Raw genomic sequence first — 14,417 nt, 5'->3', positions numbered from 1 at the left:
CCGGGCCGGACCGGCGGTCGACGTGACCCGACCTCCTACAGCAGGACGACCTCGCCTGTCCGCACGGAACGGTCCGCCGCGAGCACGATGCGCAGGCTTGTGACAGCGGCCTCCATATGCTCCGTCAGGTCGAGATCCTCGTCGATCGCCTTCAAGAGATAGCGCTGCTCGCGTTCGCACAGCCCATCGTGGTTGGGTTCGTCGATGGTGTTGATGCGCTCGTCCGCCTTGGCCCAGCTGCCATCCGCCTGCAGGGCCGCATGGTGCAGGAGGATCTGGTTGGTCCGGGTATGGGCGTCGACGTCGTCCGAGCGCAGGTTCCTGTCCGCTGTCTCGGCCATGACGATGCTGACCGAGCCCTTGGGGCCGATGACGTCCTTCACGAAATAGGAGGTCTGACTCATCATCGGACCCCAGCCGGACTCGTACCAGCCGACGGAGCCGTCCTCGAACGCGACCTGCAGGTGGCCGTAGTTGTACATCCCCGGTGGCATGTCGTCGGTGAGCCGCGCCCCGAGCGCATGCACGCGTACCGGCTTCGCCCGCGTGATCTGGCACCACACGTCGACATAGTGCACGCCGCAGTCGACGATGGGCGGGAGCGAATCGAGGAGGCGCTTGTGGGCTGCCCAGGCGCTGCCGCTCGATTGCTGGTTGAGGTTCATCCGGAACACGTAGGGTGAGCCGAGCGTGCGGGCGATCTCGATGAACTTCGTCCACGAGGGATGGTGGCGCAGGATGTAGCCGACGACGAGCTTGCGCCCGGTGCGCCGGGCCGTGGCGACCACCCTCTCGGCCGCCTCCACGGTCTCGGCGAGCGGCTTCTCGACGAAGACGTGAGCGCCGGCCTCCATGGCCTTGATGGCATAGTTGGCGTGCGTATCGGCAAAGGTGTTGATCGAGACCACATCGGGCTTCGTCGCCGCGAGCGCCTCCTCGTAAGCCGTGAAGCGCGCGGCGCCGGCGAGGGCAGGCGGCAGCGTGTGGGTCATGATGTGTCGCTCGCAGACGGCGACCACGTCGTAACCGTCGATTCGCGTATAGGCGCGGGCGTGGGACATGCCCATCTTGCCGAGGCCCACCACAAGGACACGCTTTGCGCTCATCGGTGCCATTCCCCCCAGGCCATTGTCCTGGCCGCCTCAAGCGTCGCGGTCGGACGGCCATCATCATCGGGCCGGACCTTGCCCGATCATGACGGGCGGGCGTCAACCGTGCGCGTCCTGCCCGTCGATCAAGGTGGCCTGAACCTGCAGGTCATCGTCAAGCAGCACGAGATTCGCGCGATAACCCGCCGCCACGCGGCCGAGTTCGTGATCGAGGCGCAGGTAGGTTGCCGGTGCGAGGGAGGCCATGCGCAGGGCATCTTCGAGGCTGATGCCAAGCTCGGCGATCGTGTTGCGTACCGCCGACGCCATGTCCAGATCCGACCCGGCCAAGGTCCCGTCCGCCGTCGTCAGTCGCCCCTCGGCGCGATAGACGGTCTTGCCGAGGAGCTCGAAGGTGGCGAGGTCGGAGCCGACGGAGGGCATGGCATCGGTCACGAGCATCATGCGCTCCGGCCCCCGCGCCTTGAGGGCGACGCGCAGCACCGGTGCGGCCACGTGGTGAAAATCGACGATGAGGCCGCACCAGCTCTCGCGTTCGTCGAGGGCGGCCCCTACGGGACCGGGATCGCGATTGGCGAGCGGCGGCATGGCGTTGAAGAGATGGGTGTAGCCGCTGAGCCCTTGCGCGCGCGCCTCGGCGAGCGTCTCGTAGGACGCCCGTGTGTGGCCGGCCGAGACGAGCACGCCCGCCTGCGCGAGCCGGGCAATGGCGGCCGGGGGCACCATCTCGGGCGCGAGTGTCACCAGGGTGCGGCCTTGTTCAAGCGAGGACATGAGGATGAGATCCTCTTCCTCGACCGGGCGCATGAACGCGGGGTCGTGCACCCCCTTGCGCTCGGGATTGAGGAAGGGCCCCTCGAGGTGGATGCCGAGCGCGCCCGGCACCCCTTGCGCCAAGGCCTCGCGGGCGGCGGCAACCGCCTCGGCCATGCGCTCGCGCCTGTCGGTGATGAAGGTCGGCAGGAAGCCCGTGGTACCGTAGCGGCGGTGGGCCTCGCCGATGGCGCGGATGCCGTCCGCCGTGCGCGTGTCGTTGAAGAGCACGCCGCCACCGCCGTTGACCTGCACGTCGATGAAGCCCGGCGCGATAATCCCCTCGACCTCGCGGCGCTCGATGCCGGGTCCGAGATCGGCGGCCGGCGGCACGGCGAGGATGCGTTCGCCCTCGATGACGACGGCGCGGCCTTCCGTCATGCGCGTGCCGTCGAAGACGCGGGCGCCCGTGAGTGCGAAGGGCATCAGACCGTCTCCGTCACTTTTCTCAGATGCGGCGGGTTGTCGGGATCGCGCCCGCGCGCCCGGGCGACGGCGTCGACGAGAGGATAGAAGCTCTGGATGAGGGCGATGGGCGCGGCGACCGGATCGGCCGCCGCGACGGCGTCGAGCGCGATGACGCCGCGGCCGGCGGCGGGACCGGCAACGATCACCGGCACCCCGCGGTCGACGAGGCGCGCCGTCAAGGCAGCGAGGCCTTCGCGCGAGGGGTCGTCCTGGCTCAGCACGAGAACCGGGAAGTCGGGCCCGGCGAGGGTCATCGGCCCGTGCAACAGCTCCGCCGCGCTCAGGGCTTCCGCATGCAGGCCGCAGGTCTCCTTGAGCTTCAGCGCCGCCTCCTGCGCCGCGGCGAAGCCGACGCCGCGGCCGACCACGAAGAGGTTCTTCGCCTGGGCGAGTACGGGAAGCGCCGCGCTCCAGTCCCTTGCGAGTGCCGTCTCGAGGTCCTCGGGCAGCCGCTCGACGGTACGAAGGAGGTCCGCGTCGCCCTGCCAGTGGGCATAGAGCTGCAGCTCGGCGGCGAGCGCCGCGATGAAGGACTTGGTCGCGGCGACGCTGCGCTCGGGACCGGCGCGCAGAGGCATCACCGTTTCGCAGATGTCCGCGAGCGGCGAGGCGGCGTCGTTGACCAGCGCCACGGTCACCGCACCCTCGGCGCGCGCGGCTTCGGACAGATGCAGGATGTCGGGACTGCGGCCCGATTGCGACACGGCGAGGAAGAGGGCGCCGTGCACCCTCGGGCGGCCGGCATAGACGGAGCTCACTGACGGACCGACGGAAGCCGTGACGAGACCGAGGCGCGTCTCGAGGAGATACTTGACGTATGTCGCGGCATTGTCGGAGCTGCCGCGGGCACAGGTGACCGCGAAGGGCGGCGGCGCGGCGCGAAGGCGGGCGCCGAGCTCGCGGCACAGCGCGGTGTTGTCGTCGATGAGGCGCGCGACGACCACCGGCGCCTCGCGCGCTTCGCGCAGCATCAGGGTCTCGCCGGCAGGGGCATGCGTCATCAGGGGCCTCGCGGGGGCAACGGTCATCGGCTGGCGCCGATGGTCAGTTCGGCGACGAAGTCGTAGGCATCGCCGCGGTAATAGGAGGAGGTGAACTCCACCGCCTCGCCGCTGTCGAGGAATGAGCGGCGCTCGATATAGAGGGCGGCGCTGCGCACCGGCACCTGCAGCAGGCGCGCCTGCTCGGCGTCGAGGAGGGTCGCGTGCAGACGCTGCAGGGCGCGCCGTGGCTGGTGGCCACGCTCGTTCAGCGCGGCGTAGAGCGAACGGCCGACCGCCTTGGGGTCGGGCAGGAAGCGCGCCGGCACGACAGCGTACTCGATCGCCATCGGTACGCCGTCGGCCATGCGCAGGCGGTCGATGCGCGTCACGAGATCGCCGGGGGACAGGCCGAGCGCCATCAGCTCCTTGGGCGAGGCCGGGCCGACGGCGCGGGAGAGGTCGACGGCCGAGGGCTGCATGCCGCGGGCCAGCATGTCGTCCGTGAAGCTCGACAGGCGGGACAGGGGCTGCTCGACGCGAACGCCCGGCGCGATGAAGGTGCCCGATCCCCAGCGCTGCACCAGGATGCCCCGGTCGACGAGGCCGGCGAGCGCCTTGCGGACGGTGACGCGCGAGATGCCGAGCTGCTTGGCGAGGTCACGCTCGCTGGGCAGGGCCTCATCCGGCTTCAGCGCGCCGGACCGTACGGCCTCCTGGATGAAATGCTGCAGCTGCACATAGAGCGGCGTGGGGCTCGCTTCGTCGAGTCCGCCAGCGTTCCGCAGGTCGGCGAGGGCGGCATGGCTCATCAGGCTCGCTCCTTCACGACAGGGGCTGGGGTGCCGCAGGCGCGCCGCGCCAAGAGGATGGCGCCGTCCATGGCGTCGGAGGCCGCGGCCACGAGTTTCGCTTGCAGAGGCGGCGGCAGCCAGGGGCGCAATGGTTCGGCAAGGCCGCCGATGAGGCAGATGCCCGGCGCGCCGGCGTCGAGCAGGCGCTCGCCGATGCGCGCGACATCGGACGCGGCCTGCCCGATCAACGCCAAGCCCAGGGGATCGCGCATCTCGGCATAGGCGAACACCTGAGGCACGAAGCGGGCGAAATCCGCAGGGCGGGCCTCCTTGGCCCAGTCGATGATGGTTTCCGGATCGTTGTCGAAGGCCCTGAGCAAGACATCCGCCAGCGGCGTGCGTGGCGCACGGCCGTCGTAGGCCCAGAGTGCGCGGCGGATGGCCTCGCGCCCGATGGCGAGGCCGCTGCCCTCGTCCGAGATTTCCGCGCCCCAGCCGCTGACATAGGTCTGCACGCCGCCGACGACGGCGAGGCCGCAAGAGCCCGTGCCAACGATGAGGATGGCGCCGTCCTCGCCTCGGAAGGCGCCGAGCCACGTGGCATAGGCGTCCGTTTCCACTGCCACCGAGGCGAAGGGGTGCGGCTCGGCGAGCAGACGGGCCACCGCCTTGCGCTGCCCGCCCCCCGCGAGCCCGAGGCCTGCGTGGGCCCGCCGCAGCCCCTCCTCGCCGAGGCCGGCTGCTGCCGCGGCGGCGCGGCAGGCCGTGAGGATCGACTTCATGACCAGCGTCGGGTCGAGGCGCGCGTTGGCTGGCCCGCCGAGTCCCTCGCCGAGGGCACGCCCCTGCGCATCCCGCAGTCGCGCCCGGCATTGGGTGCCGCCCCCGTCCACACCGATGAACAATGCTTCGCTCATGCCTGCCGAGGCTCGATCTTCGACCGCCGCGCGGCGCACTCGGGCGCTGACGGACCACTGACGCGACCGGATAATGCCACTGTGAGCCGGATTGGAAAAGCGCCTCGCCGCAGATTTTTGCGATCGTCGATCGTCCGCCTTTGGTCGGATCTCGCCGAGCGCTTGTGGCAAGATTTCGTTATCCATATAACATATTGATAAATAATGATTTCCATGTTTATATCCTGTGCCGCGAACCTTGGCCGGCGACGATGCGCGGGTCGAAGGGGCGCTGCATCGTTCGTCGGCGGCACGAACATAAGGCTTGCCGAGCCGGCGTCACATAAGATACCAATGTAATATCAGTTGGGGAACGACGGCCAAAGGGCCGCGGATGCCGCGCATGGGTCAGACGGAGAGCATCTGCTCGCGCTATCGCGGGTTGGATACCTGGAGCGACGAGGACATCCTCGATGCGTTCTGGGAGGGTCAGCTGCGCGCCGTGGCCGCCGTTCGCGAGGCGCGCGCGGCTCTCGCCGAAGCTGCCCGCGCCATGGCCGGGCGGCTGGGCGAGGACGGCCGCATCATCTATGTCGGGGCAGGGTCCTCCGGCCGCCTCGGGGCGCTCGATGCGGTCGAGCTCGGCCCCACCTTCGGCTGGCCGGACGAGCGCATCGTGCTGCTGCTCGCGGAGGGCGCCAGGCTGGAGCCCGGCCTCAGCGGTTCATTCGAGGACGATGCCGAGCGCGGCGGCGCTGCCATGCGCGCGCTCGTGCCGGGAGCGAGCGATGTCGTGATCGCGCTGGCGGCGAGCGGACGCACACCCTTCACCTGCGCGGCGGCGGAAGCTGCTGCCGAGGCGGGGGCCCTCGTGATCGCCTTCGCCAACAACGCCGACGCGCCGCTGTTCAGGTCCGCCGGCGTGGCCGTGCTTCTCGACACCGGGCCCGAGATCATCAGCGGCTCCACGCGCATGGGGGCCGGGACCGCACAGAAGGCCGCGCTCGGGCTCCTCTCGAGCCTCGCCATGATCCGCCTCGGCCATGTCTACGACGGGCTGATGGTCAACCTGCGCGTGGAGAATGCCAAGCTGCGCGAGCGCGCGCTCGGCATTCTCACCGACATCACCGGGTGCCCGCAGGACGCTGCGGCGCGTGCCCTCGACGCCTGCGGCGGCCGCATCAAGCCCGCGGTCCTCGTGGCGAAGGGCGCGGCGCCGTCGCAGGCCGACCGGCTGCTGAGGCAGGCGGGCGGCAATCTGCGCAAGGCGCTCGGTCAACTCACCTGAACAAGCGTGAGGTGCGACGCCGGCGAACCGGCGCGTGTGACGAACGAGAGCACAACCAGGGAGCAGGTCATGTCTTTCAGGCTACAATCGACCGGGCGTCACGCGAAGTGGCTCTTCGGTGCCGCCACCGCGCTGGTGCTCGCGGTCTCGAGCGCCGCTTCGGCGCAGACGCTGACCATCGACTCGTGGCGCAACGACGACGCCGACGTGTGGAACAAGACGATCATTCCGGCCTTCAACAAGAAGTACCCGGATATCAAGGTGCAGTTCCGTGCCGACCCGCCGACGGAGTACAACGCGGCCCTCGGCGCGCGGCTCGCCGGCGGCACGGCCGGCGACCTCATCACGTGCCGGCCCTTCGACGCTTCCCTCGACCTCTTCAAGAAAGGCCATCTCGTCGCCGTCGACGATATCAAGGGCATCGAGAACTTCTCGCCCGTCGCCAAGAGCGCCTGGCAGACGGACGACGGCAAGCAGACCTTCTGCATGCCCATGGCCTCGGTCATCCATGGCTTCATCTACAACACGGAGATCTTCGACGAGCTGAAGCTGACGCCACCGAAGACCATGGCCGAGTTCAAGGCCGTTCTGGAGAAGATCAAGGCGCACGGCAAATACACCCCGCTCGCCCTCGGCACCGCCGACCAGTGGGAAGCCGCAACCATGGGCTTCCAGAACATCGGCCCGAACTACTGGAAGGGCGAGGAGGGCCGTCAGGCGCTGATCGCTGGCAAGGAAAAGCTGACCGACGCGCCCTACGTGAAGACCTTCACTGAGATCGCGAGCTGGGCTCCCTACATGGGCAAGGGCTTCTCCGCCCAGAAATATCCCGATACCCAGAACCTGTTCTCGCTCGGCCGCGCGGCGATCTATCCGGCGGGCTCGTGGGACATCCCGATCTTCCGCAAGCAGGCCGACGTCAAGTTCGACGCCTTCCCGCCGCCCGTGCCTGCTGCCGGAGACAAGTGCTACATCAGCGACCACACCGACATCGCCATCGGCATCAACGCCAAGTCGAAGAATGTCGAGGCGGCCAAGAAGTTCCTGGAATGGGTGGCCTCCCCGGACTTCGCCGCGATCTACGCCAATGCGCTGCCGGGCTTCTTCCCGCTCTCGAACGCCCAGATCGAGGTCAAGGATCCCGTGGCGGCCAAGTTCGTCGGCTGGCGCAAGGACTGCGCGAGCACGATCCGCAACTCCTACCAGATCCTGTCGCGCGGCACGCCCAACCTCGAGAACGAGCTCTGGAACGTCAGCGCCCAGGTCATCAACGGCACGCTCAAGCCCGAGGACGCAGCCAGGAAGGTCGAGGACGGCCTCGCCGCCTGGTACGAGCCGCACAAGAAGAAGTAGGGCAGGATGCCACCGGGGGCGCGCCGGTCGCGCCCTCGGGGCCGGCAGGGAGAACGGCGCATGTCGACCATAGCCGCGACCGAAGAGATGGCAGAAGACCTCGCCGGGCGGCGGGGCTGGCCGCTGCACATCGTCGTCTTTCTGGCGCCGGCGGTGCTCGTCTACTCGCTGTTCTCGATCTATCCGCTGATCGACACCATCCGGTTGAGCCTCTTCACCACCGACGAGGCCGGCCTCTATCACTTTGTCGGGCTCGACAATTTCGGGCGGCTCATCGGCGACCCGACCTGGTCGGGCCCGTTCTGGAATGCCTTCCGGAACAACCTCGTCTTCTTTGCCATCCACATGGTTGTACAGAACGGCATCGGCCTTGGGCTCGCCATGCTGCTCAGCCTGCCCGACCTCGCCGGGCGCAACCTCTACCGCACGCTCATCTTCCTGCCGACGATGCTGTCGGTCGTCATCATCGGCTTCATCTGGCAGCTGATGCTGAGCCCCCTATGGGGCGTGGCGGAGACCTTCCTCGGCTTCTTCGGTCTCGGCGGCTATTTCGGCCCCTGGCTCGGCCAGGAGACGACGGCGCTCGCCACCATCTCGCTCATTTCCGTATGGCAGTTCATCGGCATTCCGATGATGCTGATCTATGCCGCCCTCCTGAACATCCCGGACGATCTCGTCGATGCCGCGACCGTCGACGGGGCAGGGCCGTTCCACGTCTTCTGGCAGGTGAAGCTGCCGCTCATCGTGCCGACGCTCGGGATCGTGTCGATCCTGACCTTCGTTGCCAATTTCAACGCCTTCGACCTGATCTATGCGGTCAAGGGGGCGCTCGCCGGGCCGAACTTCTCGACGGACATCCTCGGCACGTTCTTCTACCGCACCTTCTTTGGCTACCAGTTGCAGGTGGGCAACCCGACGATGGGGGCGACCGTCGCCACGATGATGCTGATGATCATCCTCGTCGGCGTGCTCATCTATCTCTTCGGCGTGCAGCGACGGCTGCAGCGGCACACGTTCTGACGGGGCGCATGCGATGAGCCTCCCGCTTCGCCCCCGCCGCATGGCCGTGCACGGTGCGCTCCTGCTCTACACGCTGATCGCCATCGGTCCGATCCTGCTCATCCTCCTCAACGCCTTCAAGACGCGGCGGGCAATCTTCTCCGACCCGCTCGGCTTTCCGGACGGGCGCAGCTTCACCCTCATCGGGTTCGACAGCGTGCTGGAGAAATCCGAGTTCGGGCTCTATTTCCTCAACAGCCTGACGGTCACGGTCGGGTCGCTCGCGCTCGTCGTCGTCTTCGGCGCCATGGCCGCGTGGGCGCTCACGGAATACAGGTTCCGGGGCAATACCCTGCTCGCGCTCTACCTCGCCATCGGCATCATGGTGCCCATCCGGCTCGGCAGCGTCTCCATCCTGCGCATGATGGTGGAGTTCGACCTCGTCAATACGCTGACCGCGCTCGTCCTCGTCTACGTGGCGCAGGGTCTGCCGCTCGCCATCCTCATCCTCGGCGAGTTCATGCAGCAGATCCCCCGCGACCTGCGCGATGCCGCGCGCTGCGACGGGGTGAGCGAGTACCGCATCTTCTTCTCGATCATCCTGCCGCTCGTCCGTCAGGCGATCGCCACGGTCGCCGTCTTCACCATGGTGCCGATCTGGAACGACCTGTGGTTCCCGCTGATCCTGGCGCCCGGCGACGGCAAGCAGACGGTGACGCTCGGCGTCCAGCAGTTCATCGGGCAATATGTCACCGACTGGAACGCCGTGCTCGCCTCGCTGACGCTGGCGATCGCCCCGATCCTCGTCCTCTATGTCCTGTTCTCGCGCCATCTCGTCCGCGGCCTCACCGCGGGCGCGGTGAAGTGAGGCACGAACGGAGCCGTCCCATGGCCGACGTGAGCCTCAAGAGCATCCGCAAGTCCTATGGCGCCACCGAGATCCTGCACGGCATCGACCTGGAGGTGAAGGACGGCGAGTTCGTCGTCTTCGTCGGCCCGTCCGGCTGCGGCAAGTCGACCCTCCTGCGCATCATCGCGGGGCTCGAGAGCATCACCGCCGGTGATCTCTTCATCGCCGGGCGGCGCGTCAACGACGTGCCTCCGGCGGCGCGCAAGATCGCCATGGTCTTCCAGTCCTATGCGCTCTATCCGCATATGACCGTCTACAAGAACATGGCCTTCGGCCTGAAGTTCGCCCGCACGGACAGGGCCGAGGCGGACCGGCGCGTCCGTCGCGCCGCCGAGATCCTCAAGCTCACGCCCTATCTCGACCGCAAGCCGCGGGATCTGTCCGGCGGCCAGCGCCAGCGCGTCGCCATCGGGCGGGCGATCGTGCGCAATCCGAGCGTCTTCCTGTTTGACGAGCCGCTGTCGAATCTCGATGCGGCGCTCCGGGTCAACACGCGGGTCGAGATCGCCAAGCTCCACCGCGAGCTCAACGCCACGACGATCTACGTCACGCATGATCAGGTCGAGGCCATGACGCTCGCCACGAAGATCGTGGTGATGAACCAGGGGCGCATCGAGCAGGTGGGGTCTCCCCTCGAGCTCTACCACGCCCCCCGCAACCTCTTCGTCGCCGGCTTCATCGGCTCGCCGCGCATGAACTTCGTCAAGGGGCGCGTCACCGCCGTCACGCCGGAGGGTGTGCGCGTCGCCCATGCCTGCGGCGAGACGCTGGTAGCGGCCGACGCCGGGCACGCCGGCGTCGGCGACACGGTGACGCTCGGCATCCGCCCTGAGCACATGAGCGAGGGAGAGGCGGAGGGCCTGCGGCTGAAGGGGCAGGTCGAGGCCGTCGAACATCTCGGCGAGGCGACCTACCTCTACATGAAGCTCACCGACGGCACGGATGTCGTCGTCAGGGCTCCGGGCGACACGGCCGCCGTGGCTGGCGCGAGCCTCACCATCGGCGCCTCCGAGCGTTCCGTGCATCTCTTCGATGCCGAGGGGCTGGCTCTGCCGAGGCGCGGCGAGGCGCATCCCCCTCGAGCAGCCGTCGCCTGAGCGCCCATCCGCTCATCAGCCGGGTGCGTAGGCACGCAGGAAGACGTCGGCGGCACGTTCGGCCGCCTGCAGCATGGCGGCCTCGCCCGGCGGTTCGCCGTAGCCGAAGAGGAGCTTGAGGCGACGCTGTCCCTGCAGCAGCCCGAGGAAGTCCTCGGCGGCGAGCGTCGCGTCGGCCCGCATGAGGAGGCCGTCGTCCATCGCCTTCGAGAGGAGGTCGGCGAGCCGCGCCGCCGAGCGTGCCGGGCCGACCTCCGCGAAGATGCGGGCGATGTCCGGAAACGTGGCGGCTTGGGCGATCAGCAGCCGCTGCATGCCGAGCGTGTCGGGATCGAGGACGCGCTTCAGGACCGCCGTGCCGAAGGCGACAAGAGCGGTGCGCAGGTCGCTCCCGTTCTGCAGGCCGGTCGCGAAGTCGCGCTTGCTGTGCTCGGCCATGGCGCGAAACAGCCCCTCCTTCGACCCGAAGTGGCTGTAGACGGTCTGCTTGGCGACCCCGGCCGCGGCGGCGATGCGGTCGATGCTCGCCGCATAACCTTCGGCCACGAAGACCTTCTCGGCTGCATCCAGAATGGCTTCGCGCTTGGCGCGCGTGCGCGGCGACAGGTCGGTGCCCGACGGTTCGGCTTGCTCGCTGGGATGAATCATACTAGACAGTCTAGTCTATTTCCATTTCATCAGAGGCTCGACTATGCCGTCCGACGCTCCTTCGTTCAAAGATTTCCTTCCAATCTCCATCGCCGTATTCGTCGCCATGCTGGGGCTCGGGATGCTGGTGCCCGTATTGCCGGCACTGGCGGCCCGATCGTCGTCGAGCGCCCTCGCCGCGGGGGCTCTCCTTTCCGGCTTCGGCGTCGCCCGCCTCATCAGCAATGTGCCGGCCGGCCTGCTTGCGGACAGTGCCGGCATCCGCGCCACCATGGGTGTCGGCCTCGTGCTCATCGCCTTCGGCGCCTTCCTCGGCGCGCGGGAGGCGGGCTACGCACCGCTCGTCGCGTCCATCCTGCTGCAGGGGGCGGGCGGCGCCGTCTTCGTCACGGCGGCGCTGACGGCGTTCGTCGACCGGGCCGGCCCCGCCCGCCGGGGCACGGCGATGGCCTGGTACCAGGGCGCTCTGCTCCTCGCCATTTCCATCGGTCCCTGCTTCGGCGGGCTTCTGGCCGAGCGCTATGACGCACGCGCGCCTTTCGTCTGCCAAGGCGTGCTCGCATTGCTGACGCTCGGCATCGTGCTCCGCGTGAGGGGGGAGGGCACGGCGCCCAAGCGGCAGAACGGGCCGTCGCTGGGGCTCCTCGGGCGGCCGGCGCTCTTCGCGGCCTGTTTCATGGGGCTCGCCGGCTTCTTCGCCCGCACCGCGGCGGCGTGGGGGCTCGTGCCTGTCGTCGCCCCCACCCTCCACGGAATGACACCGAGCGACGTGGGCCTCCTCATCGGCGTCGGCACCGCCGCCAATTTCATCGCACTGCCCTTGGTCGGGCGGGCCACGGACCGTTGGGGCGCTCGGCCGACGCTGCTCGTGACGGCTGCGCTCACGGTCGCAGCCCTGGTTCTGCTCGCAGCCGTGCCACAGGCATGGGCGCTGTGGCTGGGGACCGCACTCGTCATGGTCGGCACCGGCGCCATGCTGCCGGCCGCAGGCTCGCTGGCACTTGCCGCCGGCGCCGATGCGGGCACCGGCGCCGTCACCGGCCTCGTCCGTGCCACAGGCGATCTCGGGATGGCGCTCGGGCCGATCGCGGCCACGGGTCTCGCTGCTGCTGCGGGCTTGCCGGCTGTCGACGGCTTCTGGATCACCGCGGCGCTCGTCGCGGGCGCGAGCGGCCTGTTCCTCGCCGCCGGCGGCGCGCGCCGCGCGGCGGCCTGAGGTTCGTCAGCCGCTCGCATCCCCCGATGCAGCGGCGGGCGGCGCCGAGGCTGCGGGCCGCATCAGCGCCCAGGTATCGGTTTCCTGCCGGCGCCCCCGCAAATGCACGTGCCCGACATGGGCGAGATGCCCGACGAGGGCGAGCTCCCGCGCCGCCGGCAGGGCCTTGGCGGCGCCGAGCGTCTCGTTGCTCATGACGATGGCGGCGCCGATCTCGCGCGACAGGGCCTGCAGCCGGCTCGCGGCATTCACCGTGTCGCCGACCACCGTCACCGACAGGGTGCTCTCCGAGCCGATCTCTCCGAGCACGACCTCGCCGGTATGCAGGCCTATGCCCATGTCGAGCGGCGGCAGGTCACGCGACCGGCGCCTGTCGTTCAGGGCTGCGAGGGCCGCCGTCATGTCCTCCGCGCAGCGCAGCGCGCGCAGGGCATCGTCAGGCGCCGGCTCGGGCACACCGAAAACCGCCATCAGGCCGTCGCCGATGTAGCGGTCGAGCGTGCCGCCATGCGCGAAGACGATGTCCGACATCGTGCGGTGGAAGGCGCGCAGCAGTTCCATCGTTGCCTCCGGGCCGGCACGTTCCGACAGGCTCGTGAAATTGCGCAGATCGCAGAACAGCACCGTCGCCACCTGCCGGCGCGGTTTCTCGAAGGGCCGCCCGAGCTTGGCGATGAGCTCCACCATGTTCGGCGAGAAATGCTTGGCGAGGTTCACCCGCTCGGCGATCGAGCGCCGGTTCTCGGCAATGGCGGCGTAGAGGATGAGATGGGTGAAGGAGATGGACACGATATAGAGCTGGACGAGGAGGAGGGTCACGACCTCCGCCTCGGTCGGCTTGTCAGGATCGTGCGAGAGCACCACGGCGAGCGCCATCGTCGCGCCCGTGAGGAGGATGGTGGTGAAGGCGCGTGCGCTCGTCGTGAAGGCCGCCGCTGCCAGCGCCGGCCCGAGCAGCAGCAGCACGGTTGCATTCTCGAGGTTGGGCGGCAGCTCGGTGGCGAGCGCGCCGAGAGAGACAGCGATCAGCCCGGCCCACAGCGCGGCGACGGCCGCGGGAACGCGCCCCCACGGCCCGCTCTCGCTCCAGGCGATGAGAAAGGGCGCGACGAGCACCGCACCCGCGAGGTCGGCGATGAACCAGGGCGTGAACCGGCCGGGCAGGTCCGCAAGCCGCTCGCTGCCGGGAAAGGCGTTCGAGAGATGCAGGACGAGCGTTCCCACCGCGGCGCCGACGAGGGAGAAGCCGAGGCCGCCGCCGACGAGAAGCGCGATCATGCGCATCGGTTCAGCGAAGACGCTGCCGCCGAGCATCAACGATCCGGCCCCGGCGGGCGCCCGCGTCGCGCCGGGAGCGGCGGGATGGCCCCGGAATGGGTGGCCCGGTCGCAGCCGGCCGATCGTCTGCATCGTCCGATGGTGATCGGCGAGAGCGTCGTAAGCACCCGCGCCCGCCACGGCGCCGGCGAGGCTCGCCGCGCCCAGGAGGATCTGGACCAGCATCATGCCGGGGCTCGCCCAGGCGGGGGCCGCACTGAGGAAGGCTCCGATGGCGATCGGCAGAAGCCCCCGCCGGCCGTAGCTCAAGGTGAGGAAGAGCGCGAGGCCGGCCGCCGGCCAGACCGCGACCACGCCGTCCGGCCCGCCCGCCAGCCTGTCGGCAGCGAGGGAAAGCGCGAAGTAAAGTGCCGCCCAGCCGGCGAGGCTTATCACAATCTTACCCTGCTCCCTTGCCCTGCCTCAGTGAAGACGGCCCCGCTGTCCGATCGACGCGGACGGCCCATGCCATCCGCTTCGGTGACGCAAGAGGCGATCCATTGATACGCCGCGCGGGTGGAAAGGAAAG

At 69.0% G+C, this 14,417-nt stretch carries 13 protein-coding genes; 6 read left to right on the top strand and 7 right to left on the bottom strand.

Annotated elements, in window-relative coordinates; all coding sequences use genetic code 11:
* Positions 1–35: 35 nt before the first annotated feature.
* The 5 genes from QNA08_RS08010 to QNA08_RS07990 all read right to left on the bottom strand — a co-directional run bounded on the left by QNA08_RS08010 (position 36) and on the right by QNA08_RS07990 (position 5,081).
* Positions 36–1,106, bottom strand: a complete 1,071-nt coding sequence (locus QNA08_RS08010) for a Gfo/Idh/MocA family protein (RefSeq protein WP_283740176.1) — start codon at positions 1,104–1,106, stop codon at positions 36–38.
* Between the two features lie 102 nt (positions 1,107–1,208).
* Entirely contained in the window at positions 1,209–2,348 is a 1,140-nt protein-coding gene (gene nagA / locus QNA08_RS08005) for an N-acetylglucosamine-6-phosphate deacetylase (RefSeq protein ID WP_283740175.1), read from the bottom strand.
* Complete coding sequence (locus tag QNA08_RS08000) at positions 2,348–3,391, bottom strand: SIS domain-containing protein (RefSeq protein ID WP_283740174.1); 1,044 nt, start codon at positions 3,389–3,391, stop codon at positions 2,348–2,350. Before QNA08_RS08000 ends, nagA begins: the two co-directional genes overlap by 1 nt.
* A gap of 23 nt (positions 3,392–3,414) precedes the next feature.
* Entirely contained in the window at positions 3,415–4,182 is a 768-nt protein-coding gene (locus QNA08_RS07995) for a GntR family transcriptional regulator (protein WP_283740173.1), read from the bottom strand.
* A complete protein-coding gene (locus QNA08_RS07990; protein ID WP_283740172.1) occupies positions 4,182–5,081 on the bottom strand; it encodes a glucosamine kinase nucleotide-binding domain-containing protein in 900 nt (299 codons plus the stop codon). Before QNA08_RS07990 ends, QNA08_RS07995 begins: the two co-directional genes overlap by 1 nt.
* A 382-nt stretch (positions 5,082–5,463) precedes the next feature.
* On the opposite strand from QNA08_RS07990, the gene QNA08_RS07985 reads away from it, so the two are divergent.
* The 5 genes from QNA08_RS07985 to QNA08_RS07965 all read left to right on the top strand — a co-directional run bounded on the left by QNA08_RS07985 (position 5,464) and on the right by QNA08_RS07965 (position 10,707).
* Entirely contained in the window at positions 5,464–6,348 is an 885-nt protein-coding gene (locus QNA08_RS07985) for an N-acetylmuramic acid 6-phosphate etherase (RefSeq protein WP_283740171.1), read from the top strand.
* A gap of 69 nt (positions 6,349–6,417) precedes the next feature.
* Positions 6,418–7,701 carry an ABC transporter substrate-binding protein gene (locus tag QNA08_RS07980; RefSeq protein ID WP_283740170.1) on the top strand — a complete coding sequence of 428 codons (1,284 nt, stop codon included), beginning with the start codon at positions 6,418–6,420 and terminating at the stop codon, positions 7,699–7,701.
* Positions 7,702–7,761: 60 nt separating this feature from the next.
* Entirely contained in the window at positions 7,762–8,721 is a 960-nt protein-coding gene (locus QNA08_RS07975) for a carbohydrate ABC transporter permease (RefSeq protein ID WP_283740169.1), read from the top strand.
* Positions 8,722–8,734: 13 nt separating this feature from the next.
* Positions 8,735–9,568 (top strand): carbohydrate ABC transporter permease, encoded by an 834-nt coding sequence (locus QNA08_RS07970; RefSeq protein ID WP_283740168.1) that lies wholly within the window; start codon positions 8,735–8,737, stop codon positions 9,566–9,568.
* A gap of 20 nt (positions 9,569–9,588) precedes the next feature.
* The gene (locus QNA08_RS07965; RefSeq protein ID WP_283740167.1) at positions 9,589–10,707 is read left to right on the top strand and encodes an ABC transporter ATP-binding protein; all 1,119 of its coding nucleotides are present in this window, start codon (positions 9,589–9,591) and stop codon (positions 10,705–10,707) included.
* 15 nt (positions 10,708–10,722) lie between these two features.
* Here the strand turns inward: QNA08_RS07965 and QNA08_RS07960 are convergent, their stop codons facing one another.
* Positions 10,723–11,355 (bottom strand): TetR/AcrR family transcriptional regulator, encoded by a 633-nt coding sequence (locus QNA08_RS07960; protein WP_283740166.1) that lies wholly within the window; start codon positions 11,353–11,355, stop codon positions 10,723–10,725.
* A 43-nt stretch (positions 11,356–11,398) separates the two neighbouring features.
* Between QNA08_RS07960 and QNA08_RS07955 the strand changes: the two genes are divergently transcribed.
* Entirely contained in the window at positions 11,399–12,571 is a 1,173-nt protein-coding gene (locus QNA08_RS07955) for an MFS transporter (protein ID WP_283740165.1), read from the top strand.
* Between the two features lie 6 nt (positions 12,572–12,577).
* Here QNA08_RS07955 and QNA08_RS07950 read toward each other — a convergent pair whose 3' ends face one another.
* Positions 12,578–14,284, bottom strand: a complete 1,707-nt coding sequence (locus tag QNA08_RS07950; RefSeq protein ID WP_283740164.1) for an adenylate/guanylate cyclase domain-containing protein — start codon at positions 14,282–14,284, stop codon at positions 12,578–12,580.
* Between the last annotated feature and the right edge of the window lie 133 nt (positions 14,285–14,417).

Source organism: Chelatococcus albus (assembly GCF_030067675.1).
In the GTDB taxonomy this organism is placed as follows: domain Bacteria; phylum Pseudomonadota; class Alphaproteobacteria; order Rhizobiales; family Beijerinckiaceae; genus Chelatococcus_A; species Chelatococcus_A albus.
This window is presented reverse-complemented; position numbering and strand designations above follow the sequence as displayed.

Excerpts from the sequence above, each read along its gene's own strand:
- QNA08_RS08010 (WP_283740176.1), bottom strand. The coding sequence starts at position 1,106 with ATGAGCGCAAAGCGTGTCCTTGTGGTGGGCCTCGGCAAGATGGGCATG.
- nagA (WP_283740175.1), bottom strand. The coding sequence starts at position 2,348 with ATGCCCTTCGCACTCACGGGCGCCCGCGTCTTCGACGGCACGCGCATG.
- QNA08_RS08000 (WP_283740174.1), bottom strand. The coding sequence starts at position 3,391 with ATGACGCATGCCCCTGCCGGCGAGACCCTGATGCTGCGCGAAGCGCGC.
- QNA08_RS07995 (WP_283740173.1), bottom strand. The coding sequence starts at position 4,182 with ATGAGCCATGCCGCCCTCGCCGACCTGCGGAACGCTGGCGGACTCGAC.
- QNA08_RS07990 (WP_283740172.1), bottom strand. The coding sequence starts at position 5,081 with ATGAGCGAAGCATTGTTCATCGGTGTGGACGGGGGCGGCACCCAATGC.
- QNA08_RS07985 (WP_283740171.1), top strand. The coding sequence starts at position 5,464 with ATGGGTCAGACGGAGAGCATCTGCTCGCGCTATCGCGGGTTGGATACC.
- QNA08_RS07980 (WP_283740170.1), top strand. The coding sequence starts at position 6,418 with ATGTCTTTCAGGCTACAATCGACCGGGCGTCACGCGAAGTGGCTCTTC.
- QNA08_RS07975 (WP_283740169.1), top strand. The coding sequence starts at position 7,762 with ATGTCGACCATAGCCGCGACCGAAGAGATGGCAGAAGACCTCGCCGGG.
- QNA08_RS07970 (WP_283740168.1), top strand. The coding sequence starts at position 8,735 with ATGAGCCTCCCGCTTCGCCCCCGCCGCATGGCCGTGCACGGTGCGCTC.
- QNA08_RS07965 (WP_283740167.1), top strand. The coding sequence starts at position 9,589 with ATGGCCGACGTGAGCCTCAAGAGCATCCGCAAGTCCTATGGCGCCACC.
- QNA08_RS07960 (WP_283740166.1), bottom strand. The coding sequence starts at position 11,355 with ATGATTCATCCCAGCGAGCAAGCCGAACCGTCGGGCACCGACCTGTCG.
- QNA08_RS07955 (WP_283740165.1), top strand. The coding sequence starts at position 11,399 with ATGCCGTCCGACGCTCCTTCGTTCAAAGATTTCCTTCCAATCTCCATC.